Origin of the sequence: Microbacterium sp. E-13, from assembly GCF_049912955.1 — a bacterium.
Classification (GTDB): Bacteria; Actinomycetota; Actinomycetes; order Actinomycetales; family Microbacteriaceae; genus Microbacterium.
Genome location: NZ_CP183973.1, coordinates 2575810 through 2598227, shown reverse-complemented (window position 1 = coordinate 2598227; position 22418 = coordinate 2575810). Strand labels below are relative to the sequence as shown.

Annotated in this window: 20 protein-coding genes; 16 read left to right on the top strand and 4 right to left on the bottom strand. The window is 70.1% G+C overall.

The genetic code is table 11. The features are described from left to right. Window positions 1-543: 543 nt before the first annotated feature. The 3 genes from ACN9MP_RS11975 to ACN9MP_RS11965 are packed head-to-tail and all read left to right on the top strand — an operon-like array spanning window position 544 to window position 3850. Complete coding sequence (locus ACN9MP_RS11975; protein ID WP_426320454.1) at window positions 544-1074, top strand: ArsR/SmtB family transcription factor; 531 nt, start codon at window positions 544-546, stop codon at window positions 1072-1074. A 44-nt stretch (window positions 1075-1118) separates the two neighbouring features. Continuing rightward, window positions 1119-1955, top strand: coding sequence for an aldo/keto reductase (locus ACN9MP_RS11970; protein ID WP_426320452.1), 837 nt, complete (start codon window positions 1119-1121; stop codon window positions 1953-1955). 50 nt (window positions 1956-2005) lie between these two features. After that, a complete protein-coding gene (locus ACN9MP_RS11965; protein WP_426320450.1) occupies window positions 2006-3850 on the top strand; it encodes a thioredoxin domain-containing protein in 1845 nt (614 codons plus the stop codon). A gap of 6 nt (window positions 3851-3856) precedes the next feature. Here the strand turns inward: ACN9MP_RS11965 and ACN9MP_RS11960 are convergent, their stop codons facing one another. Next, window positions 3857-5440, bottom strand: a complete 1584-nt coding sequence (locus tag ACN9MP_RS11960; RefSeq protein ID WP_426320449.1) for a dolichyl-phosphate-mannose--protein mannosyltransferase — start codon at window positions 5438-5440, stop codon at window positions 3857-3859. A 23-nt stretch (window positions 5441-5463) separates the two neighbouring features. Between ACN9MP_RS11960 and rsmI the strand changes: the two genes are divergently transcribed. From rsmI to ACN9MP_RS11945, 3 genes are read left to right on the top strand one after another with little or no spacing between them, the layout of a single operon-like run. Beyond that, entirely contained in the window at window positions 5464-6282 is an 819-nt protein-coding gene (gene rsmI / locus ACN9MP_RS11955; RefSeq protein WP_426320447.1) for a 16S rRNA (cytidine(1402)-2'-O)-methyltransferase, read from the top strand. Window positions 6283-6331: 49 nt separating this feature from the next. Next, window positions 6332-7912 (top strand): methionine--tRNA ligase, encoded by a 1581-nt coding sequence (gene metG / locus ACN9MP_RS11950; protein WP_426320445.1) that lies wholly within the window; start codon window positions 6332-6334, stop codon window positions 7910-7912. Next, window positions 7912-8823 (top strand): TatD family hydrolase, encoded by a 912-nt coding sequence (locus ACN9MP_RS11945; RefSeq protein ID WP_426320443.1) that lies wholly within the window; start codon window positions 7912-7914, stop codon window positions 8821-8823. The genes metG and ACN9MP_RS11945 overlap by 1 nt, the downstream gene beginning before the upstream one ends. Window positions 8824-8852: 29 nt before the next feature. On the opposite strand, the gene ACN9MP_RS11940 is transcribed toward ACN9MP_RS11945, so the two are convergent. Then, window positions 8853-10145 carry an MFS transporter gene (locus ACN9MP_RS11940; protein WP_426320441.1) on the bottom strand — a complete coding sequence of 431 codons (1293 nt, stop codon included), beginning with the start codon at window positions 10143-10145 and terminating at the stop codon, window positions 8853-8855. Window positions 10146-10178: 33 nt separating this feature from the next. Continuing rightward, on the bottom strand, window positions 10179-11639 hold the full coding sequence (locus ACN9MP_RS11935) for a sugar porter family MFS transporter (RefSeq protein WP_426320439.1): 1461 nt from the start codon (window positions 11637-11639) through the stop codon (window positions 10179-10181). A gap of 85 nt (window positions 11640-11724) precedes the next feature. Between ACN9MP_RS11935 and rsmA the strand changes: the two genes are divergently transcribed. Both rsmA and ACN9MP_RS11925 read left to right on the top strand, forming a co-directional pair. Next, a complete protein-coding gene (rsmA, locus tag ACN9MP_RS11930) occupies window positions 11725-12585 on the top strand; it encodes a 16S rRNA (adenine(1518)-N(6)/adenine(1519)-N(6))-dimethyltransferase RsmA (RefSeq protein ID WP_426320437.1) in 861 nt (286 codons plus the stop codon). Window positions 12586-12705: 120 nt separating this feature from the next. Further along, window positions 12706-13626 carry a phosphodiesterase gene (locus ACN9MP_RS11925; protein WP_426320435.1) on the top strand — a complete coding sequence of 307 codons (921 nt, stop codon included), beginning with the start codon at window positions 12706-12708 and terminating at the stop codon, window positions 13624-13626. Here ACN9MP_RS11925 and ACN9MP_RS11920 read toward each other — a convergent pair. Beyond that, window positions 13574-15160, bottom strand: coding sequence for a stealth conserved region 3 domain-containing protein (locus tag ACN9MP_RS11920; RefSeq protein WP_426320434.1), 1587 nt, complete (start codon window positions 15158-15160; stop codon window positions 13574-13576). The two genes, ACN9MP_RS11925 and ACN9MP_RS11920, sit on opposite strands and share 53 nt — an antisense overlap. A gap of 179 nt (window positions 15161-15339) precedes the next feature. Here ACN9MP_RS11920 and ACN9MP_RS11915 point away from each other — a divergent pair, with 179 nt between their 5' ends. The 8 genes from ACN9MP_RS11915 to ACN9MP_RS11880 all read left to right on the top strand — a co-directional run bounded on the left by ACN9MP_RS11915 (window position 15340) and on the right by ACN9MP_RS11880 (window position 22417). Next, window positions 15340-16407 (top strand): aldo/keto reductase, encoded by a 1068-nt coding sequence (locus tag ACN9MP_RS11915; protein ID WP_426320433.1) that lies wholly within the window; start codon window positions 15340-15342, stop codon window positions 16405-16407. Beyond that, window positions 16404-17330: a 4-(cytidine 5'-diphospho)-2-C-methyl-D-erythritol kinase gene (locus ACN9MP_RS11910; protein ID WP_426320431.1), complete on the top strand. Its 927-nt coding sequence runs from the start codon at window positions 16404-16406 to the stop codon at window positions 17328-17330. Before ACN9MP_RS11915 ends, ACN9MP_RS11910 begins: the two co-directional genes overlap by 4 nt. A 54-nt stretch (window positions 17331-17384) precedes the next feature. Continuing rightward, window positions 17385-18773: a GNAT family N-acetyltransferase gene (locus ACN9MP_RS11905; protein WP_426320429.1), complete on the top strand. Its 1389-nt coding sequence runs from the start codon at window positions 17385-17387 to the stop codon at window positions 18771-18773. Between the two features lie 138 nt (window positions 18774-18911). Beyond that, the gene (locus ACN9MP_RS11900; RefSeq protein WP_426320427.1) at window positions 18912-19493 is read left to right on the top strand and encodes a hypothetical protein; all 582 of its coding nucleotides are present in this window, start codon (window positions 18912-18914) and stop codon (window positions 19491-19493) included. Next, a complete protein-coding gene (locus tag ACN9MP_RS11895; RefSeq protein ID WP_426320425.1) occupies window positions 19481-20176 on the top strand; it encodes an ATP-binding cassette domain-containing protein in 696 nt (231 codons plus the stop codon). Before ACN9MP_RS11900 ends, ACN9MP_RS11895 begins: the two co-directional genes overlap by 13 nt. After that, window positions 20157-21116, top strand: a complete 960-nt coding sequence (locus tag ACN9MP_RS11890; RefSeq protein ID WP_426320424.1) for an ABC transporter permease subunit — start codon at window positions 20157-20159, stop codon at window positions 21114-21116. Before ACN9MP_RS11895 ends, ACN9MP_RS11890 begins: the two co-directional genes overlap by 20 nt. Before the next feature lie 168 nt (window positions 21117-21284). Then, entirely contained in the window at window positions 21285-21818 is a 534-nt protein-coding gene (locus tag ACN9MP_RS11885; protein ID WP_426320422.1) for a matrixin family metalloprotease, read from the top strand. An 11-nt stretch (window positions 21819-21829) separates the two neighbouring features. Further along, a complete protein-coding gene (locus ACN9MP_RS11880) occupies window positions 21830-22417 on the top strand; it encodes a hypothetical protein (RefSeq protein ID WP_426320420.1) in 588 nt (195 codons plus the stop codon). Window position 22418 lies beyond the last annotated feature (1 nt).

Genomic DNA, 22418 nt, shown 5'->3' with positions numbered 1-22418 from the left:
TCCTCAGCTGTGTGACCCGGAAGTTCAGTGGTGTCCGAGCGGGGGTGTGGGTGTGTGTGAATCGGAAGTTCAGTGGGGGCGCCGGGTGGGATCGCTCCTGGTGTGTGAACCGGAAGTTCAGTGGCCGTGCCCGGGCCGGGGCCTAGGCGTGTGAACTGGAAGTTCAGTGGGGGCGCCGGGTGGGATCGCTCCTGGTGTGTGAGCCGGAAGTTCAGTGGCCGTGCCGGGCCGGGGCTTCGGCGTGTGAACTGGAAGTTCAGTGGGGGCGCCGGGTGGGATCGCTCCTGGTGTGTGAGCCGGAAGTTCAGTGGCCGTGCCGGGCCGCGGCTTCGGCGTGTGAACTGGAAGTTCAGTGGGGGCGCCGGGGTGGGATCGCTCCTGGTGTGTGAACCGGAAGTTCATCGGCCTTTTGAGAGGTTGTCTGCGGGCGGCCCCAGGAAGACGCGCCCGTCGCCTCCTCCACAGCGCCCGAAACCGGCGGGTCGTCCCCGACCTTCGCCGAGCGGCCACGGCCCCGACCGCGGCCGCCCCTACGTTCGGTCCATGCATCCGTTCGAAGCGCTCGCCGAGCCCGTACGACGCAGGATCATCGAGATCCTCGCCAGCGGCGAGCACACGTCGGGCCAGCTTGCGGACGTCGTCGGGCCGGAGTTCCGGATCAGTCGAACGGCGGTGTCGAAACACCTGCGTCTGTTACGCGATGCGAAGTGCGTCGACGTGCGCGCGGAGGAGAACTGGCGGTGGTATCGCCTGAGCTCCGAAGGTCTCGAGGCGCTCGAGAGTGCGGTGGCCGACATCCGCCAGAGGTACGCCGGCGCGATCGGATGGGACGCCGACGCCGGCACCAAGCGGGATCCGCTTGCGCGAACACCCCGGTACCCGTCGGTTCCGTTCCGGGGCCCGGGCCGTGCTCCGCGACGCGGCCGGCGCGGACGACAGACGACGTTCGCACAGTGGGCGTCGCCCGACGACCTGCCTCCTCCCCGGCCGATCATCGACTGGGTGTACGAGTGGCACCGTGAGCACGACGAGATCGCCCTCGACGGGGATATCGAAGACGCTCAGGATGCGTGACGACGGCCCGTCCCGACCCCACGAGACCGTCCTAGGCTGGAGCCATGACAGTCCCCAGCGTGACCCTCAACGACGGCAGCTCCATCCCCCAGCTCGGCTACGGCGTCTTCAAGGTGCCGCCGGCCGACACGCAGCGGGCCGTCGCCGAAGCGCTCGAGGTGGGCTACCGCCACATCGACACGGCCGCCATCTACGGCAACGAGGAGGGCGTCGGGGCGGCGATCGCCGCGAGCGGCATCGCGCGCGACGAGCTGTACATCACGACCAAGCTGTGGAACGACCGCCACCACGACGAGGAGCCGCACGCCGCCATCCGCGAGAGCCTCGACAAGCTCCGCCTCGAGCGGGTCGACCTCTACCTGGTGCACTGGCCCACGCCCGCCAAGGACGACTACGTCCACGCGTGGGAGAAGATGATCGAGATACGCGACGCCGGACTCACCCGCAGCATCGGCGTATCGAACCACCTCGTGCCCCACCTCGAGAAGCTCGTGGCCGCGACCGGCGTGGTTCCCGCCGTCGACCAGATCGAGCTGCACCCCGCGTACCAGCAGCGCGAGGTCACCGACTGGGCGGCCGCCCACGACGTGAGGATCGAGTCGTGGGGACCCCTCGGACAGGGCAAGTACGACCTCTTCGACGCGCAGCCGGTGGCGGCCGCCGCGAAGGCGCACGGCAAGACGCCGGCACAGGCCGTGCTCCGCTGGCACCTGCAGAAGGGCTTCATCGTCTTCCCCAAGTCGGTGCGCCGCGAGCGCCTCGAGGAGAACCTCGACGTGTTCGACTTCGAGCTGACGGCCGACGAGATCGCGGCGATCGACGCCATGGACCCGGGCGACGGCTCGGGGAGGGTCAGCGCACACCCCGACGAGGTCAACTGACGTCCGAGGCGGCGCCGGTCGATCACTGACGTGACTGAGGAGCGGATGCCGTGAACCCCCGCCTCGCGGAAGCGACGAGCCCGTACCTGCGAGCCCACGCGGGCAACCCGGTCGCGTGGTTTCCGTGGGGCGAGGAGGCGTTCGCGGAGGCTCGGCGCCGCGACGTGCCGGTCATGGTCTCGATCGGCTACTCGACCTGCCATTGGTGCCACGTGATGGCCCGCGAGTCGTTCGAGGACGCGACGACGGCAGCCGATCTCGACGCCGGATTCGTGTCGATCAAGGTCGACCGCGAGGAGCACCCCGACGTCGACGCCGCCTACATGGCGGCCGCCGGGGCGTTCACCCAGAACCTCGGCTGGCCGCTCACCGTGTTCGTGACGCCCGAGGGCCGCCCGTTCTACGCCGGCACCTACTTCCCGCCCCAGCCACGCGGCGGCATGCCGGCCTTCCGCCAGGTGCTCGCGGCCGTGCGGGAGGCGTGGACCGAGCGCCGCGATCAGGTCGACGAGACGGCGGATGCCGTCGCCGGCGCGCTCGCCGAGGTGCGGGCGTCCTCGCCCACCGCCGGCGCCGCCGCCCCGACCCCGGAAGACCTCCTCGGCGCGGCGCGCGCGCTCGGCGCGCGCGAGGACCCCCGCTTCGGCGGGTTCGGCGACCCGGCCTCGCCGGCCCCGAAGTTCCCGATCGCCACGGCGCTCCGGTTCCTGCAGACCCGCCTCGTACGGCAGGGTGCGCCCGAGGCGGCCGCCGTGGCCGACCGCGCGCTCACCGCGATGGCGGCCTCACCGCTGCGCGATCCCGTGGAGGGCGGGTTCTTCCGCTACGCGACCCGTCCGGATTGGAGCGTCCCGCACTACGAGCGCATGCTGACCGACAACGCGCAGCTGCTGGACGTCGCGCTGGACGCCGCATCCCCTGACATCGCGGGAGGGATCGCGGCGTTCCTCATCGACGTCCTTCAGCAGCCCGGGGGTGGGTTCGGGGCGGCGCAGGACTCCGAGTCGTGGATCGACGGCGCCCGAAGCGAAGGCGGCTACTACGCGCGGGATGCCGCGGAGCGAGCCGGTCTCGAGCCGCCGGCCGTAGACGGCAAAGTGGTGACCGGCTGGAACGGCCTGGCGATCGGCGCCCTCGCCCGCGCCGGCGCGCGCCTCGGCGAGCCGCGCTGGGTCGAGGCCGCCCGGTGGTCGGCAGACGCCGTTCTCGAGGTCAACATCACGCCCGCGGGCCGTCTGCTGCGGGCCTCGCTCGACGAGATCCCGTCGCGCGCCCGCGCGACGCTCGCCGATCACGGGCAGCTGGCGAGCGGCCTGCTCGCGCTCGCCGCGGCCACCGGCGAGGCGGCCTACGCCGTGCGGGCACGCGAGATCGTGGACGCGTGCCTGGGTCCGGACGACGCCGTGCACGTGCCCGGTGGGGGCGACCCGATGCTGTCGCAGCAGGGGATCGCCGCACCCGACGCCGCCTCCGACGCCGACGAGCCGTCCGGTGCCGCCTCGATCGCGGAGGCCGCGACGGCACTGTGGGTGCTGGGCGCGGGGGAGCGCTACCGGGTGACCGCCGAGAGGCTGGTCTCGGCGCACGCGCGCGGTGCGCTCGGGCAGCCGCTCGCGTACGGTGCGCTGCTGCGCGTGGCGGCGGCGCTCGCGGGCGCACCGCGACAGGTGGTGGTCGTGACGGCGGATGCCGCGGCCGGTGTCGCGACGGCGGCCCGCAGCATCCGCGCCGATGTCGTGGCCATCGTCACCCCCGAGCAGGTCACCGCATGGACGGAGGCGGGATTCGAGCTCTTCTCCGGCAAGGAGCAGCGCGGCGGGCTGCCGACGGCCTACGACTGCCACGATTTCGCGTGCCGGCTGCCCGTCACCGATCCCGCCGACCTCGAAGGATGACGCGCGTCAGACCCAGCTGCTCAGCCACATGTGCAGGTGCCAGAAGTCGTAAGGCACGTCCATCGCCGAGATGATCGGGTACCAGAACGCCGAGAGGGCCAGTGCGACGACGACGAACACCAGCACGAGGCGCTGTCCGGTCAGTCTCCGGTGGGAGTCGGCGGAGGCGGCGCCTGCGATGTCTCGCAGTGCGAACGTCAGCGCCAGCAGCATGAAGGGCAGCATCAGCACGGTGTAGAACTGGAACACCGTGCGGTCGGGGAGGAACAGCCACGGCACGTAGGTGGCCGCGACGCCGGTCAGCACAAGCGCGTGGCGCCAGTCCCGGGCGACCACGAAGCGGTACGCGAGATACAGCACCGCGATCACCCCGGCGTACCAGATCAGAGGGTTCGGCATCGTCGAGATGACCTCGGAGCAGCCGTTGGGGGCGGTGCAGCCGTTCGTGCCGAACGGGTCCTGGTGGTAGTAGACGCCGGTCGGACGGATGAGCAGCGGCCACTGCCACGCCGGGCTGGCATAGGAGTGGCCCGACGTGATCCCGGATGCCGACCGGTACATCGCCGCGTGATAGATCCACAGGCTCTCCAGCGCGTTGCCTCCCGCATGCCGGTCGTACCCGCCGTCGGTGATGAGCCAGCCGGTCCACGAGGCGACGTACACGACGAGCGCCACGGGCACGAGCAGCACGAAGGTCGCCAGCGCCTGGCGCGCGGCATCCGTCGGCCAGAAGAGCACGCCCGCCCGGCGGCGGGCCAGCGCGTCGGTCACCACGAGGTAGATCCCGATGCCCGCGAGCACCCACGCGCCCGACCACTTGACGGCGCTCGCAGCCCCCAGCGCTGTGCCGGCGGCGACGATCCAGGGGCGGTTCCACAGCACGGGCCCCCACGAGGGAGGGGCGTCGCCGTCGTAGCGTGCGGCGACGGCCTGAGCGATCCGGGTCATCGTGCGCTCCCGGTCGCGGAGCACGAAGAGGAAGGCGAGCAGCACGAAGAACGTGAGCGACGTGTCGAGCAGCGCGACGCGGCTCATCGAGATCGCGAGGCCGTCGACCGCCATGAGGAGCCCCGCGACCACGGCGAAGGTGGTGGACCGCGTCAGGCGTTGGGCGATGAGCATCAGCAGCAGCACCGCGGCGGTGCCCAGCAGCGCGGTCGTTATGCGCCAGCCCCAGCCCGAGTCGGGGCCGAGCACGAGCATCCCGAGCGCGATGATCCACTTGCCGAGCGGCGGGTGCACCACGAAGGACGGATTCGTGGTGAAGACGCCGACATCGCCGGACAGGAAGCTCGCGTTGGCCTCGGCGGGCCAGGACGCCTCGTAGCCGAGGTGCAGAAGGGTCCACGCGTCCTTGACGTAGTACGTCTCGTCGAACTGGTTCATCAGGTCGTGCGCGGCAGCGAGGTTCCACAGGCGCAGCACGGCGGCGATGACGACGACGATCGCGGGCCCCAGCCAGGCGTACAGCCGGCGCGCGCGCGGGTCCTCGCTCAGGCGGCGCGCGAAGCGGTCGTACAGACTCGCACGTGCCGGGGGAACGAGCGGCGCGGCGGGCCGATCGGTCTCGAGCCACGGGGCGTCCGTCACCCGGCCAAGTCTAGGCTGAGGGCGTGATCATCCTCGCGGCGACCCCGATCGGCAATCTCGGGGACGCCTCCCGGCGGCTCGTCGAGGCCCTCGGCGAAGCGACGGTGATCGCCGCCGAGGACACCCGCACCACGCAGCGGCTGCTCTCGGCTCTGGGCATCGCGAACCGGCCGAGGCTGATCGCCCTCCACGACCACAACGAGAAGGAGCGTGCCCCGGAGCTCGTCGAGCTGGCACGCTCGCAGGACGTGCTGGTCTTGAGCGACGCGGGCATGCCCACCGTGAGCGACCCCGGTTACGGTCTCGTCGCGGCCGCCGCCGCGGCGGGCGTCGACGTGACGGCGATCCCGGGGCCGAGCGCGGTGGTCACCGCGCTGGCCGTGTCGGGTCTTCCGACCGACCGCTTCACGTTCGAGGGCTTCGTCCCGCGCAAGGCCGGTGAGCGTGCGACGGCACTCCGCGCCCTCGCGGCCGAACCGCGCACGATGGTCTTCTTCGAGGCGCCCTCGCGGGCCGGGGGCACCCTCGCCGATATGGCGGCGGCGTTCGGGAGCGACCGGCGCGCCGCGGTCTGCCGCGAGCTCACCAAGCTCCACGAGGAGGTCGCCCGCGGCCCGCTCGCCGACCTCGTCGCCTGGGCGGCCGAGGGCGTCCGGGGGGAGCTCGTCATCGTGGTCGAGGGGGCGGCTGCACGAGAGGTTCCCTTCGACGACGCGGTGGCGCAGGTGCTCCAGCTCGTCGCGGGAGGGAGCCGCCTGAAGGCGGCTGCTGCCGAGGTGTCCTCCCTCACCGGGCACTCCAGCCGCGAGCTGTACCAGGCGGCGCTCTCCGCCCGCGGGTGAACGCCGTCACAGCGCGGACGCCGCTGTCCGCGCTGACTAGACTCGTCGGGTGACTTCCGGCCCCTCGTCCTTCTACATCACGACGCCGATCTACTACCCGAGCGACGTGCCGCACATCGGCCACGGCTACACCACCGTGGCGGTCGACACCCTCGCGCGCTGGCACCGCCAGGCCGGCGACGACACGTGGATGCTCACCGGCACCGACGAGCACGGCCAGAAGATGATGCGCGCGGCATCGGCGAACGGCGTGACGCCGCAGGAGTGGGTCGACAAGCTCGTCACCGAGGCGTGGTTCCCGCTGCTCGAGACGCTCGACGTCGCCAACGACGACTTCATCCGCACGACGCAGCCCCGCCACGAGGAGCGCGTGCAGCAGTTCGTCCAGGCCATCTACGACCGCGGCTACATCTACGCCGGCGAGTACGAGGCGCTGTACTGCGTCGGCTGCGAGGAGTTCAAGCCCGAATCGGAGATCGTCGACGGCACCGGTGCCTTCGAGGGCCTGAAGGTCTGCGCAATCCACTCCAAGCCTCTCGAGCTCCTGCAGGAGAAGAACTACTTCTTCAAGCTGAGCGAGTTCCAGGACAAGCTGCTCGACCTGTATGCCAGCGTGCCCGACTTCGTGCGGCCGGAGTCCGCCCGCAACGAGGTCGTGTCGTTCGTGAAGAACGGCCTCAAAGACCTGTCGATCTCGCGCTCGGCCTTCGACTGGGGCATTCCGCTGCCCTGGGACGAGTCGCACGTCATCTACGTCTGGGTCGACGCGCTGCTCAACTACGCGACGGCGATCGGCTACGGCACGGACCCGGCCGAGTTCGCGCGCCGCTGGCCCGCGTACCACGTGGTCGGCAAAGACATCCTGCGCTTCCACGCCGTCATCTGGCCCGCGATGCTCATGGCGGCGGGCGTGGAGGTGCCGCGCGGGGTCTTCGCCCACGGGTGGCTGCTCGTCGGCGGCGAGAAGATGTCGAAGTCGAAGCTCACCGGCATCGCGCCGACCGAGATCACCGACGTCTTCGGCTCGGACGCGTACCGGTTCTACTTCCTGTCGGCGATCGCCTTCGGGCAGGACGGCTCGTTCTCGTGGGAGGATCTCTCCGCCCGCTACCAGGCCGAGCTGGCGAACGGGTTCGGCAACCTCGCCTCTCGCACGACGGCGATGGTCGAGCGCTACTTCGAGGGCGTCGTGCCGCCGGCCGGCGCGTACACCGACGGCGACCTGCACATCCAGAAGACGGTGGCGGATGCTGCCGCCCGCGCCGACGAAGCCATCGAGCGCTTCCGCATCGACGAGGCCATCACCTCCGTCTGGACGATCGTCGACGCGCTCAACCTCTACATCACCGAGAACGAGCCCTGGGCGCTGGCGAAGGACGACGCCCAGCGCGAGCGTCTGGGCACGGTGCTCTACACCGCCGCCGAAGGTCTGCGCGCGCTCGCCGTGCTGCTGTCGCCCGTGATGCCGGAGTCGACCGAGAAGCTCTGGATTGCCCTCGGCGCGGCTGAGACGATCGGCCGCCTGCAGGACCAGCCGATCCGCGAGGCCGGCGCCTGGGGCGTGCTGAGGCCCGGCACGTCGGTGAACGGTCTCGCCCCGCTCTTCCCGCGCGTCGAGCAGACGGCCTGATGGCAACACCCCCGGTGCCTTACCCCGAGGCTGGTTCCGACCCCTCGCAGTACGTCCGCACACGCGAGAAGGGCTCGCGCGACGTCTCGTATCCCGCGGCCCCCGAGCCGCTCGCCGTGCCCGTGTACGACAACCACGCCCATCTCGAGATCGAGGACGGCGTCGGCCTGTCGCTCGACGAGCAGCTCGACCGCGCGGGCGAGGTCGGCGTGGTCGGCGTCGTGCAGGCCGGCGGCGACATCGAGTCGAGCCGATGGTCGGCATGGGCCGCAGCATCCCACCCCCGCGTCCTCGCGGCGGTCGCCATCCACCCGAACGAGGCGCCGGCGTACGCCGCGGCGGGCCGTCTCGACGAGGCCATCGGGGTCATCGACGAGCTCGCCGCGCAGCCGCGCGTGCGCGCGATCGGCGAGACGGGCCTGGACTTCTTCCGCACCGATGACGACGGCCGGCCGGCCCAGTTCGAGAGCTTCGAGGCGCACATCGCGCTCGCAAAGAAGCACGGCATCGCGATGCAGATCCACGATCGGGACGCGCACGACTCCGTGCTCGAGACGCTCGAGCGCGTAGGTGCTCCCGAGCGCACGGTGTTCCACTGCTTCTCGGGTGACGCCGACATGGCCCGCATCGCGGGGGAGCGCGGCTACTGGCTCTCTTTCGCCGGCAACATCACGTTCAAGAACGCGCAGAACCTCCGCGATGCGCTGGCGGTGATCCCGCGGGAGCGAATCCTCGTGGAGACGGATGCCCCGTTCCTGACTCCGACGCCCCATCGCGGGAGGCCGAACGCGCCGTACCTGATCCCGGTCACCGTGCGCTTCATGTCCGAGGAGCTCGGACTCGGCATCGACGAGCTGTGCGCGCAGATCGCCGCCAACACCGTCGAGGTCTACGGCGCCTTCGAGGACTGACGCGCGGCGGACCGGCGGCGGGCGCCCGCTCAGTCGATGAGCGGCAGGCCGCCCTCGCCCGGCTCGGCGACGTCGTCCTCCGACCCTGACTCCCGCACCGGCTTGGCGGCGGCGATGTGCGAGATGGAGCGCCACACCAGTGCCAGCGTCAGGGCCGACCCGGCGAAGGCGAACCACCACGGTGCGGTGAGCCCGTACAGCTGGGCGAGCACGCCGCCGATGAACTGACCGATGACCAGGCCGCCGAACACGCCGACCATGTTCACGGAGGCGATGCGGCCCTGCAGCTCCATCGGCACGAGTCGCTGGCGCACGGTGGTCGAGATGGTGCCCCAGACGAAGGCGTACAGCCCGAAGCCGAACATGATGACGAACGCGACGACCGGAGAGGTCGTCAGGGCGAACGAGAGGTGCATGACCACCTCCAGCGACAGGCAGACGCGCATGAGCGTCGCGAACGAGACGTGCTTCTCGAGCCATCCGAAGGTGAAGATCGCGATCATGCCGCCGATCGCCGACGCCGTCGTCAGCGCGCCGTAGCCGACGGGACCCATGCCGAGGTGCTCGGTGGCGTAGAGCACGAGCACTCCCCACGGAGCCGCCCAGGTGACGTTGAAGACCAGGATGATGACAACGAGCGTCCGGACCGGCGCGTTGTGACGCAGCCAGCGCAGGCCCTCGCGGATCGCGTGCACCTTGGTTCCGGGGGAGGCAGGATGCTGGGGCACCGGCGTTCGCGCGATGCGCGAGATGAGGAGCACGGCCAGCGACACGCACAGGACCTGCAGCAGGAACGGCCAGAACGAGCCCAGTGCGAACAGGAATGCGCCGAGCGGCGGGCCGGCGAGCTGGTTGGCGACGAGGTAGCCCGCCTGCATGCGGGCGTTGCCGATGCCGAGGTCCGCCGGCTTCACGAGCATCGGCAGCAGCGTGCTGCCCGCGGAATCGGCGAAGACCTCGGCGGTGCCGTACAGGAAGGAGGTGGCCAGCACGAGCCAGACGTTCCCCTGCCCTGTGACGAGGAAGCCGACAAGCACGAGCACGACGACCGCCCGGATGCCGTTGGCGAGCATCACCAGCCGGCGGCGGTCGTGGTGATCGGCGACGGCCCCGGCGAGGAGCCCGAACATCAGCCACGGCAGGAACTGCATCATGGCCCCGGCCGCGACGAGGATGGCTGACGAGGTGAGCGAGGCGATGAGCAGCGGGGCGGCCGCGAGCGCGATGCCGTCGCCGAGATTGCTGGTCCACGACGAGGCGAGCAGCCAGCGGAAATCCGTGCCCAGGCGACGTGGCGCGATCAAGTCGCCGAGAGAGGGCATCCCGTCATCCTACGAGCGCGCGGTGGTGGCCGCTCAGCGCGTCGCGGCCGCTCCCCGGCGCAGGAAGAGCGTCTCGGTCTGCTCGATGTCCATGCCCTTCGTCTCGGGCACGCGCCACGCCACGTAGACGAACGACAGGGCGGCGAACAGGGCGTACATGCCGTACGTGAGGGGCAGCGACCACGACGACATCGCCGGGAACGAGATCGTGATGAGGAAGTTGGCGACCCACTGGGCGCCGGCGGCGACGCCCAGCGCCTTGCCGCGGATGCGGCTCGGGAAGATCTCGCCCAGCAGCACCCAGACCAGCGGCCCCCACGACGCACCGAACCCCACGACGAACACATTCGCGGCGATGAGGGCGATCGGGCCCCACGGCGCCGGCAGCACGACCGCGCCCTCGGCATCCGTCTCCGAGAACAGGAACGAGATCGCCATGAGCCCGAGCGACAGGGTCATCATGACCGAGCCGGTGAGCAGGATCGGCTTCCGGCCGACGCGGTCCACGAGGAAGATCGCGATGAGGGTCACGAGCACGTTCGTGATCGAGGTGACCACGCTGATGGTGAACGAGTCGCTCTCGTCGAAGCCGACCGACTGCCACAGGCTCGTCGAGTAGTAGAAGATCACGTTGATGCCGACGAACTGCTGGAACACCGACAGGATGATGCCGACCCAGACGATCCGCTGCAGCCCGAGCACCGGCCCCCGGAGCGAGACGCCGGCGTTCTTGCGGTCGGTCTCGATCGCCTTCTGCAGCTCGCGGATCGTCTGATCGAGGTCGGCCGGGGGGATGAGCCGGGCGAAGATCGCCCGCGCTTCCTCGGCGCGGCCCTGGGAGAGGAGATAGCGGGGCGACTCGGGAACGGTGAACGACAGGATGCCGTAGACCGCCGAGGGGATCACGCCGACGAGGAACATCCATCGCCATGCCTCGAGACCGAACCACAGCACATCGTCGGCGCTGCCTGCCGCGCCTGCCAGCAGCGCGTCGGACAGGAGCGCCGCGAAGATGCCGATGGTGATCGCGAGCTGCTGCAGCGACGCCAGGCCGCCCCGGATCTGGCGAGGCGCGATCTCGGCGATGTAGGCGGGCGCAACGACCGACGCGATGCCGATGCCCAGGCCGCCGATGACCCGCCAGAGCGCCAGGTCCCACGCAGAGAAGGCGAGGCCCGCCCCGATGGAGCTGGCGAAGAACATGATGGCGCCGATGAACATGACGCGCAGCCGCCCCCACCGGTCCGACAGGTTGCCGGCGATGATCGCGCCGACCGCGCACCCGAGGAGGGCGATCGCGACGACGAATCCCGTGATGACGTCATTCAGGGCGAAATCCTTCGAGATCGACTCGACCGCGCCGTTGATGACGGACGAGTCGAAACCGAAGAGGAAGCCTCCCACGGCTGCGGCGACCGACAGGCCGATCGCCCGCCGCCCGTACGGACTGCGGAGGGAGAACGCATCTGCGGGGATGGATCCGGTCGAGCTCATGCCGTCACGCTAGCCGCCGCCCTGCGGCAGCGGCAGGGGGGCGCGCGGGCAGGCGGCTGTACCGCCGGTCGGTACAGTGGGGCGCATGCCCGTGACACTCCTCGGTGCGGCCGAGATCCGCGCGCTCGCCGCCGACCTGGACGTGACGCCGACCAAGAAGCTCGGGCAGAACTTCGTGGTCGACGCGAACACCGTGCGCAAGATCGTGCACGTCGCCGAGGTGACTGCGGGCGACCGGGTCGTGGAGGTCGGGCCCGGGCTCGGTTCGCTCACCCTGGCGATCCTCGAAGCGGGGGCGTCCGTCACCGCCGTCGAGATCGATCATCGCCTCGCCGAGCGCCTTCCCGCCACCGCGACCGCGCACGGCGTCGCAGACGGCGCTCTCACCGTCGTGGACGCCGACGCCCTCCGGGTCACCGAGCTGCCCGGCGACCCGGCGGTGCTGGTGGCCAACCTGCCGTACAACGTCAGCGTGCCCGTGCTGCTGCACTTCCTGGAGCACTTCCCGGCGCTCGAGCGCGGGGTGGTGATGGTGCAGGCCGAGGTGGGCGAGCGGCTGGCGGCGCCACCGGGATCCAAGGTGTACGGAGCCCCCAGCGTCAAGGCGGCCTGGTACGGCCCGTGGCGACTGGCCGGCACCGTCTCCCGCCAGGTGTTCTGGCCGGTGCCGAACGTCGACAGCGTGCTCGTGGGCTTCCACCGGGCCGCCCGGCCCCGCGGCGACGAGGCGCTCCGGGTGCGGACGTTCACGATCGTCGACGCCGCCTTCCAGCAGCGGCGCAAGATGCTCCGGCAGGCGCTGTCGCAGGTTCTCGGCGGATCGTCGGCCGCGGCATCCGCTGTTCTCGAGAGTGCCGGAGTGGCCCCCACGGCCCGTGGCGAGGACCTCTCGATCGACGACTACGTGCGCATCGCCGAGGCATCGGGAAGGACCTTCCAAAGCTGAAATTCAGCGGATGTTCACCGCGTCGTCGGGATCCTCTCGAAACATACCGGTAACATTCCGAGGGTCCGTCGTCCGGTTCCACCGGCAGATCGCCACCCGACGGGCGCGGAGTGACCCGACATGCGCACCGCCGAATACCCGGCCCCCGAACGCATCCTGCTGCACCTGAGCGACACGCACCTGCGCGCCGCCACGACCCAGCGCCTCTTCGACACCGTCGACGGGGCCGCCCACCTGGCCGAGGCCATCGGCGCCATCGAGGCCAGCGGCATCCGCCCCGACGCGGTCGTCTTCACCGGCGACCTGGTCGACCTCGGCGAGCCGGCCGCGTACACCGAGCTGCGCGCCATGGTCGAGCCGTTCGCCGAGCGCCTGGGCGCGAAGGTGCTGTGGGTGATGGGCAACCACGACGAGCGAGGAGCGTTCCGCGCCGGTCTGCTGGACGAGGCCGCGGATCTCCGCCCCGTGGACCGTGTCGACGAGCTCGACGGGCTGCGCGTCATCACTCTCGACACCAGCGTGCCCGGCCACCACCACGGCGAGGTGCGCGACGAGCAGCTCGCCTGGCTCGCGGACGTGCTGGCCACTCCGGCCCCGCTCGGCACGATCCTGGCCATGCACCACCCGCCGGTGCCGAGCGTGCTGCCGCTCGCAGCCAGCGTCGAGCTTCGCGATCAGAGCCGCCTGGCGGCGGTGCTGCGCGGCACCGACGTCCGCGCGATCGTCGCCGGCCACCTCCACTACTCGACCTTCGCGACGTTCGCAGGAATCCCGGTGTCGGTCGCGTCGTCGACCTGCTACGCCCAGGATCTCACGGTCCCCGTCGGCGGCACGCGCCCTCAGGACGGCGCGCAGGCCTTCAACATCGTCCACGTGTACGACGACACCGTCGTGCACTCGGTCGTGCCGGTGGCCGCGCCACGGACGCTCGAGCACATCGACGCTGAGGAGGCGGCCCGCCGCCTGCGGTCGGCGGGCGTGGCCCCCTTCATCGCCGCGCGGAGGGATGCGCCGACCGAGCCGATTCCCGTGCTGCGCTGAGCTCATCGCGCTCCCACGGCGCGCGCACGGGGAACATGCGCTCCAGCGCGTCGCGGATCGCGCGCACGCGGATCTCCTCCGGCACCTCCACCTCGCCGCCGTCGTTGAGGCAGAACATGTCGGCGTCGGCGCGCTCGGAGAGCCGCTCCATGCGGCGCAGCCCCGAGGCGACCGTCGTCTGCACGTAACGCACCCGCGGGGCGCGCGTCGCGATGGCACGCCCGGTGAGCAGCGCGTAGTAGTGGTACAGGCTGTTCGTCACCGAGATGTCGGTGGCAGAGCGGAAGCGCGAGGCCGCGGTCCTGGCGAAGTCCTCGGGGAAGGCTCCCTCGAGCTCCGCCATGACACTCCGGCGCAGCGGCGCCGCGCAGTGCTCGAGGTCGCGGACGATGGTACGGCCGAACCGCTCCTTCAGCAGGGCGCGGTTGACGCGCAGGCCGTTGTCGTGGCCGCTGCGGTGCGGGGCCGGCTCGCCGGCGCCGATGCGCACCTCGCACTCGACGAACTTCGTGACGCCGCCGGGCGTGAAGAACATCTCCGGCGCGACGGGGCGGCCGAAGAACATGTCGTCGTTGGAGTAGAGGAAGTGCTCGGCCAGCCCGGGGATGCGGTGGAGCTGAGCTTCGACGGCGTGGGAGTTGTGCGTGGGCAGCACCGAGGGGTCGGCGAAGAACTCGTCGCTGCGCACGACCGTGACCTTCGGGTGGTCGAGCAGCCACGCGGGGGCGGGGGAGTCGGTGGCGATGAAGATCCGCCGCACCCAGGGGGCGTACATGTGGACGCTGCGCAGCGCGTACCGCAGCTCGTCGACGTGGCGGTAGCGTGCCGGGCCGTCGTCGCCCTCGCCGACGACGTACTCGGCCATCTGCGCGGCGCGCTGCCGGCGGAACTCGCTCGACGACCCGTCGACCCACGAGAAGACGATGTCGATGTCGTCCACGACCTCGAGCGGATGCGGATCGAACATGCCGGCGATCGTCCGCCACGTGCGCCCGTGGCGCTCCACGGTCGTGTACGAGATGTCGTCGGCCGCGGTGCGACGGCGCGTCAGCGCGTTGTCGCGCGGCGCTTCGACGGTCTCCTCCCCGAAGCGCCAGAACTCGACGTGCACGCCCCAGGGCGCGCCGTAGCGGAGACCGCCCGACCGGGTGAGCCGGGGGCGGTACACGCGCAGGACGGCGGGGCCATCGGCCACCGCCGGCGCATCCCACGCCAGCGTCGGCGCCCAGCCCTTCGCCTTCACGTACAGGGGGTGCCGGCTGCACGCGGCGGCGAGCGCCTCCTGGGCGGCGACGCGCTGGCGCAGGTCGACCACGAGGGCGGGGACCGCGAGGTCATGACGGATGAGGAGGGTCTCGACGCCCGCCTCCTCGAGCACGGCCGCGATCAGGAGAAGGTCGGCCTCGCGAGCCTCGTGGGGCGCGAGGTCGTCGTGGAGGAGATGAAGGATGCCGCGGTCCACGACCACGTCGGCACGCTCCATGAGCGCGGTCGATGGATCGGTGGCACGGGGCAGCGCAGACAGCACGGTCATGCGGTCCTCCTTCTCGGTCAGGGCGGCGCGGTCCGATGGGCGGGCTCACGCCTGGTGCCGCCACCATAAGGAGAGTCCGTTACGAAGAGGTTTCGGAGGGAGGGCCTTGACACAGGGGCCGCCGGTGTGCCCTTCCGCAACCCCCTGCGCGGGGTCGCCGACGTCGCTAGCCTGGACCGGTGACCGAAGACGCGCGCTACCTGTCCCGTGGAGGAGACCTCCACCGTCCCTACACCGCCGCCGCCGACCGCTACATCGGTTCTTCGTATCGCCGTGTCGGCACGTCCGGACTCACCCTCCCGCCCGTGTCGCTCGGGCTGTGGTGGAACTTCGGCGACAACATCCCGTTCGATGATCAGCGTGCACTGCTGCGTCACGCGTTCGACCGCGGCATCACGCACTTCGACCTGGCGAACAACTACGGCCCGCCCTACGGCACGGCGGAGACGAACTTCGGCCGCATGATGCGCGAGGATCTCGCCCCCTACCGCGACGAACTCATCATCTCGTCCAAGGCCGGCTACGACATGTGGCACGGTCCGTACGGCGACGGCGGGTCGCGCAAGTACATCCTCGCGAGCGCCGAGCAGTCGCTGAAGCGCATGAGCATCGACTACGTCGACATCTTCTACTCGCATCGCGTCGATCCCGACGTCCCGATCGAGGAGACAGTGGGTGCCCTCGACACGCTGGTGCGGCAGGGCAAGGCCCTCTACGTCGGGATCTCGTCGTACAGCGCGGAGCGCACCGCGGTCGCGGCATCCGTCGCCCGTTCGCTCGGCACGCCGCTGGTGATCCACCAGCCCTCGTACTCGATCCTCAATCGCTGGGTCGAGGACGGACTGACGGGCGTGCTGAAGCAGGAGGGCATGGGGGCGATCGCCTTCACGCCGCTCGCCCAGGGCCTCCTCACCGACAAGTACCTGGACGGCGGCGACGCCGACCGTGCCCAGCAGCGCGCCTCACTGCCCAGCGGTCCTCTCAGCGACAAAGGGCTCTCGACCCTGCGATCGCTGGACGTGATCGCGAAGGAGCGCGGGCAGACGCTCGCGCAGATGGCCATCCAGTGGGTGCTGCGCGACCCCGTGGTCGCGTCCGCCCTCATCGGTGCGTCGCGACCCGCGCAGCTCGATGAGAACCTCGAGGCGCTCGACGGCCCGGCCTTCACGGTGGAGGAGGAGGAGCGCCTCGACGCGCTCTCGGACGGCATGGACGTGGATCTCTGGGCGGAATCGGCGAACCGGTGAGCCAGGCCATGGCCGCCGAGGGCGTCCGCGTGCGGGCCCCCGGCAAGCTCAACCTCTTCTTCGAGGTCGGTGGCGTGCAGGACGACGGCTACCACGAGGTCGCGTCGGCGTATCAGGCGGTGTCGCTGTACGAGGATGTGTGGGCTTCGCCCTCCGACGACTTCACCGTGGCCGTCTCGGGCACCGTCGACGTGTCGGGCGTGCCCGCCGATGACCGCAACCTCGCCGTGCGCGCGGCGCGGCTCGTGGCGCAGCACATCGGGCACAAGGGCGGTGTGCACCTCGACATCGTCAAGCACGTGCCCGTGGCCGGCGGCATGGGCGGGGGATCAGCGGATGCCGCGGCCGCCCTCGTCGCCTGCGACACGTTGTGGGGAGCCGAGCTCGGCACCGCCGAGCTGCACAAGCTGGCCGCGCGGCTGGGTGCGGACGTGCCGTTCGCCCTCATGGGCGGGACGGCGGTGGGGACCGGTCGCGGCGACCAGCTGAGCCCCGCCCTCGCGAAGGGACGGTTCGACTGGGTGGTGGTGCCGTCCGATGCCGGACTGTCGACACCCGAGGTGTACACGCACCTCGACGAGCTCCGGGCGCGACCCGACATCAGGGCCGGCGTGCGCGTGCCCGCGGTCGCCCCCGCGGTTCTGCAGGCGCTGCGCGCAGGCGATCCCATCGCTCTCGCCGAACACACTCGCAACGACCTGCAGGTCGCCGCCCTGTCGCTGAGGCCGCAGCTGCGCGAGGCGCTGGAGCTCGGCGAGGAATCCGGCGCTCTCGCGGGCCTGGTGTCGGGGTCGGGTCCTACGCTGGCCTTCCTGGCCGTCGACCCCGAGTCGGCGCTCGAACTGCAGATCACGCTGTCGGCGGCAGGCTACGAAGCGCTCCACGTGCACGGGCCCGTCGCGGGCGCCCGTGTCATGACCTAGCGCGTGCCCCATCCCATCCGAGCCCGCCCTCGAGGCCCGGGAAAGGAAGAACGCATGACGACGATCGATTCCTCGCGGACCGCTGATGAGACGGACCGCGCCGCCTTCCGTGCGGGTCCCGTCGACGAGCAGTCGCGTGCCCGGCTCGCCGTGAACGGCCTCGACTACCGGCGTGTGGCGACGGACGGCGACGACTATGCGGGCTGGCTGCAGTCCGTGGCGCGCGGCTTCCAGGACGGGGAGCGCACCGACGAGCAGGTCGCCGCCTCCCGGGAGCGCAGCGGCTACCGCCGGCTCACGGGCGTCTACGACGCCGCCGGGCCGGTGGCCGACGCGCCTGTCGCGACGATCGCCTCCTGGCTGAGCGAGCTCACGGTGCCGGGAGGCGCCGCGGTCCCCTCGTGTGCGATCTCGGCCGTCACCGTGGCGCCCACGCACCGTCGCCGGGGCGTCGCCCGGGCCATGCTCGAGGGCGAGCTGCGCGCGGCTCACGCCGCGGGAGTCCCGGTCGCGATGCTCACCGTGAGCGAGTCGCCGCTGTACGGGCGCTACGGGTTCGCCTCCGCGGCCGCCGGAGCGTCGTGGGAGATCGAGACCAGGCGCGCCGCCTGGATCGGTCCCCGCGCGGAAGGGCGCCTCGACTTCGTGCCGCGCGAGCGGGTGCGGGAGCTGCTGCCCGTCCTCCACGAGCGTGTGCGGCACCGCCGGGCCGGGGAGATCACGGTGCCGGGAGGCCACTGGGACGGCTTCGCCGGAACCAACCCGACGGCCGAGAAGGCTACCGACAGACGCGCCGTCCAGTACTCCGACGCCCGCGGAGAGGTGCGTGGCGCGGCGGTGTACACGGTGCGCGAGAGACATAACGACTTCACCAAGGGCACCGTCACCGTCCACTATCTCGTCGCTGAGACCGACGACGCGTACGCGGGGCTGTGGCGGTTCCTCCTCGAGCTGGATCTCGTGGCGGAGGTGCACGCGTCCGAGCTGTCGGTGGACGAGCCGCTCCTGTGGATGATCGCCGACCAGCGGGCGGCCAAGGTGACCGTCCGCGACCACCAGTACGTACGCATCCTCGACGTGGTGGCAGCGCTCGAGAGCCGCCGCTTCGGAGCGGCGGGCCGACTCGTGCTCGACGTGTCCGATCCCCTGGAGCTCACCGGCGGACGCTACCTCCTCGAGGTGGACGACTCGGGGGCCGGTCGAGTGCGCGTCCTCGGCGACGGCGAGACCGTCAGCGCGGTGACCCTCGCCCTCGGAATCACCGAGCTGTCGGCGACCTACCTCGGCGGCGTAGCGCTGGAGACCCTGGCCGCGGCGGGGCGCGTGACCGTCGACGAGCCGTCATCGGGGGCCGCCGTCTCCGTCGACCGCTTCGACGCGGTCGCCACGGCGACGCGTGTGCTGTCGTGGCACACCGCCCCGCGCCTCAGCATCTGGTACTGACTCTCGCCCCTTCGATTTGCGTCGATGTCAAAGATATGATTGTGTCTTTGACACATTGACCAAGATTCGTCTTGTAGCGAAGGTGCCCTCGGCGAGCCCGACTTCGCTACGAGCGAGCGTTGAGAGCAGGAGAGCTCGATGAGAGTACTGAAACTGGGAACCGTCGCCAGCGCCATCGCCGTGGCGGCGGCACTCGTCTTCTCGGCCGGCGGGGCGTACGCCGCGCCGAAGAACGACAAGCCGGGGTACGACGACCTCACGGCCGAGCAGAAGCAGGGCATCGCAGCATGGGAGGCCCCGCAGGCGCCCGCGACGGTCGGCGCGACCACGGGCCCGGCGAAGGGATCCGCCGCGCCGGCGGCGAAGACGGCGGACTCCTCCGTCACCCTCGCGGCGACATCGTGGTCATCACGCACGAGCCTGTACCGGGGCTCGTGGGTGATGTGGGCCAACGAGCACGTGGACTTCGGCTCGAACACCACGCAGGTGACCTGGAGCTCGGGCTACCAGGACTGCGGCTGGGTGTTCCCGAACAACGTCACCAAGCTCGGCACGTCGCGGATCGCCAACGGCGGCTGGTACCACAAGTGGCGCGGTGGCTATCGCGTGGGCGCGGGCGTTCCTACGCCGTGGGGCAACGTCAACGTCTACAGCATGACGTCATACGCCACGACTCAGGTGATGCGCGGCAATGGCTGGACGGCTTCGTGGAACAACTGACGAAGACCGTCAGCGGCGGGCTCCGTGTCCACGGGCTCGGCAAGGCATCTCGCGGCCTCGTCATCCTCGACGACGTCTCGCTGGAGCTCCCGTGGGGCAGCTTCTACATGCTGCTCGGCGAGAACGGAGCGGGGAAGACCACCCTGTTCCGTTGTCTTCTCGGACTGACCAGGCATACGGGCCTCGTCGAGGTCGCCGGTGCGGGTGGTTCTGCCACCCGCACCGGGTTCGCCGCCGTACTCGATCAAGGCAGCCTCTACCGGGGCTGGAGCGTGCGGGCCAACATCGATTACCAGCTGAACGACTCCGCCGGCCACCGGCATCCGGAAGTGAGAGCCATGGTGCCAGACCGGATGCTGGGCGTGAGAGCGGGCAGGCTCTCGACAGGTCAGCGCAAGCTCGTGATGCTCGCGGCGGCGCTGGCGAGCGACGCCCGGGTGCTGCTGCTGGACGAGTTCTCCAACGGGCTCGACCAGCAGCACCGTGCGCTGATGCGCCAGCGGCTCGTGCACGCCACGCGGGACGGCGGGCGGATCATCGTCGCGACGGGTCACGACCTCGAGACGTTCGAAGGGCTGCCGACGTCTGTGGGCGGACTCGTGGACGGACGCCTCAGGGAGCTGGACGCCGTGTACGCCAGGACGGGGAGTTTGAGGGAGACGTATGCCGTATCTGTGGGCTGAGACGGTGCGCGAGTGGCGCTGGGTGGCGAGCTCGCGACTCCTGCTGCTGCTGGTAGGGATCGCACTGGTCTTCGCAGGCGGGAGCGCGGCCGCCGACGCGATGAACGCCGGTTCGGCGGCAGAGCAGTTCGCGAACACCGCCTCGACGTATGAGGCGAACGGTCAATCCGTCGGTGAAGCGCTGGCGGCGCCCGTGCACGTCACGCCGGGCGCCGGCGGGCAGTCGAACATCGACAACCCGGTGCGGTACGACTACGAGGCGTACGTGGCCGCTGCGGCGGCGATGAGCCCGACCGGTGCGTCCCTCACGGCTCTCAGCGCGGCCGCGTTCATCCTGGTGCCGGTGCTGGCGTACATCCTCGGTGTCTATGTCGCCACGCACGATCTGCGCAGCGGTGCGATCATCGTCCGCTGGCCGGCGACGCACCGGGCGGCCGGCATCGTCGTCGGCAAGATGCTGTCTCTTGCCGCGATGGTTGCCGTGGTCGTCGTCGTCGTCGCTGCGACTGCGGCGGTCGTGGGCATCGCGGCTCCGCTGTGGCGGCCGGCCCTCGGCGGATTCGAAGCTGCCGTGGAGGCGGCGCCACAGCCAGAGTGGTGGACCGTCGCGCTGCTGTCGTCGGTCCTGATCCTCGTCGGCGCGGCGTTCGCCGCGGTGGGCCTGCTGGTCGCGAGCATCACGCGTGAGCGCCCGTTCACGATCCTGCTGTTCGCGGTGCCCTACTTCCTCCTTCCGCTTCTCGGCGTCGCGGACCCGCGCAATCTCGTCCCCGCGGCGGGACAGCCGTGGTACCTGTTCGTCGGAGGCTTTCAACCTCAGGTGGTCGGGCCGTTGAGCGTTACCACCGCGGTCACGACACTGATCGTCGCGTGTGTCGTCGCCACGATCGGCGCCGGGATCCTCTGGCAGGTGCGCGACAAGACCCCACGAGCGACCTAGGGCCGGCCTGTCCGACAGAGGCGCAGGCTGGTTCGCTGGACCAGCGAACTGTCCATGGGTAGATGAAATGGTGTCCGCTATTCAGTGGCAGGCACTGAAGACCCACTGAAATTGCGTCCAGGTTAGGCGTTGTCTGTCTGACAACGCCAGTTGCAAAAAGAGGTGTATATGAGATCGAGATTGAAAGAGAAGGTTGTGGCTGTGGCGCTAGGGCTCATCCTCGCAGCGGGCGCCGTCGCGGTACCCAGCGTGGCGGCATCCGCGTACACCTTGACGGGGTGCTCGTGGGGGCCATATGGCAGCAACGTCACCTGGCTCAATCACTCACCGAGCGGTGACTACTACAACTCCGGCACAGCGGCCGGATACAGCTGGGCGGCCACGACCGATATCAACGGAATGTCGCCCAACAACGGACTGCTCGTTGGGTACACAGACAACAAGGGTGCCAACGGCTACGACGGTTGGACGACATGGGGTTGCAACGGCAATGCAACCACGTATGCGAACGCGACTCTCAACCCGTACTACATGAATAGCAAGACGTACGCGGCCAAGAAGACCGTCTGGCTCCACGAGCTTGGTCATGCTCTAGGTCTGAACCACTCGGGATCATACGCAGTCATGTACTCGTGTGCGGCGTGTACCGGGTTCACTACACCGCAGCCAGACGATGTCAAGGGCATCAACGTGAGGTACTGAGAGGAACCGACATGAATATTCGCAAATCGGTCGTCTCGGCCGCGATCGCTCTCTCTGCCGCCGGCGGGCTGGTGGCGTGCAGCACTCCAGGAACTGTGCAGATGGATGGCTCTCGGTCAGAGCTCTATGACTCCGTGCAGGGAATTGCGGCTGATAGTTCGCTCGTCGCGGTAGTCGAGGTGAAGAGCCAGGAAGTCCTCAAGCCTGCCAGCGACAAGGACACCGCCTATACGCTCTCGACGGTGTCTGTCATCAGCACGTTCTCGCCAACAGGATTAGCTCGAGAAATTCCGAATGGCGTGAACCCAAGCGGGATGACAGCGGGCAGCCAGATCATCGTTCGACAGATGGGAACATCTGAGATGGACACTCCCGCACGCATCTTGAATGCGGGGGAGAAGTATCTCTTGTTCCTCACTCCGTCGATGCTGGAAGGTAAGGCCGGCTCGCAGTTCTACGTCACCGGTGGTTCTGCGGGAGTTTACGCGGCCCCGTCCGACGTGACATCTCGCGCGGATGATGCAGCCTTCACGCACGGTCCGTTCGAGGAGGGCGACACGTTGCCTGACACATTGACCGCCAAGGAACTCTCGGAATAGC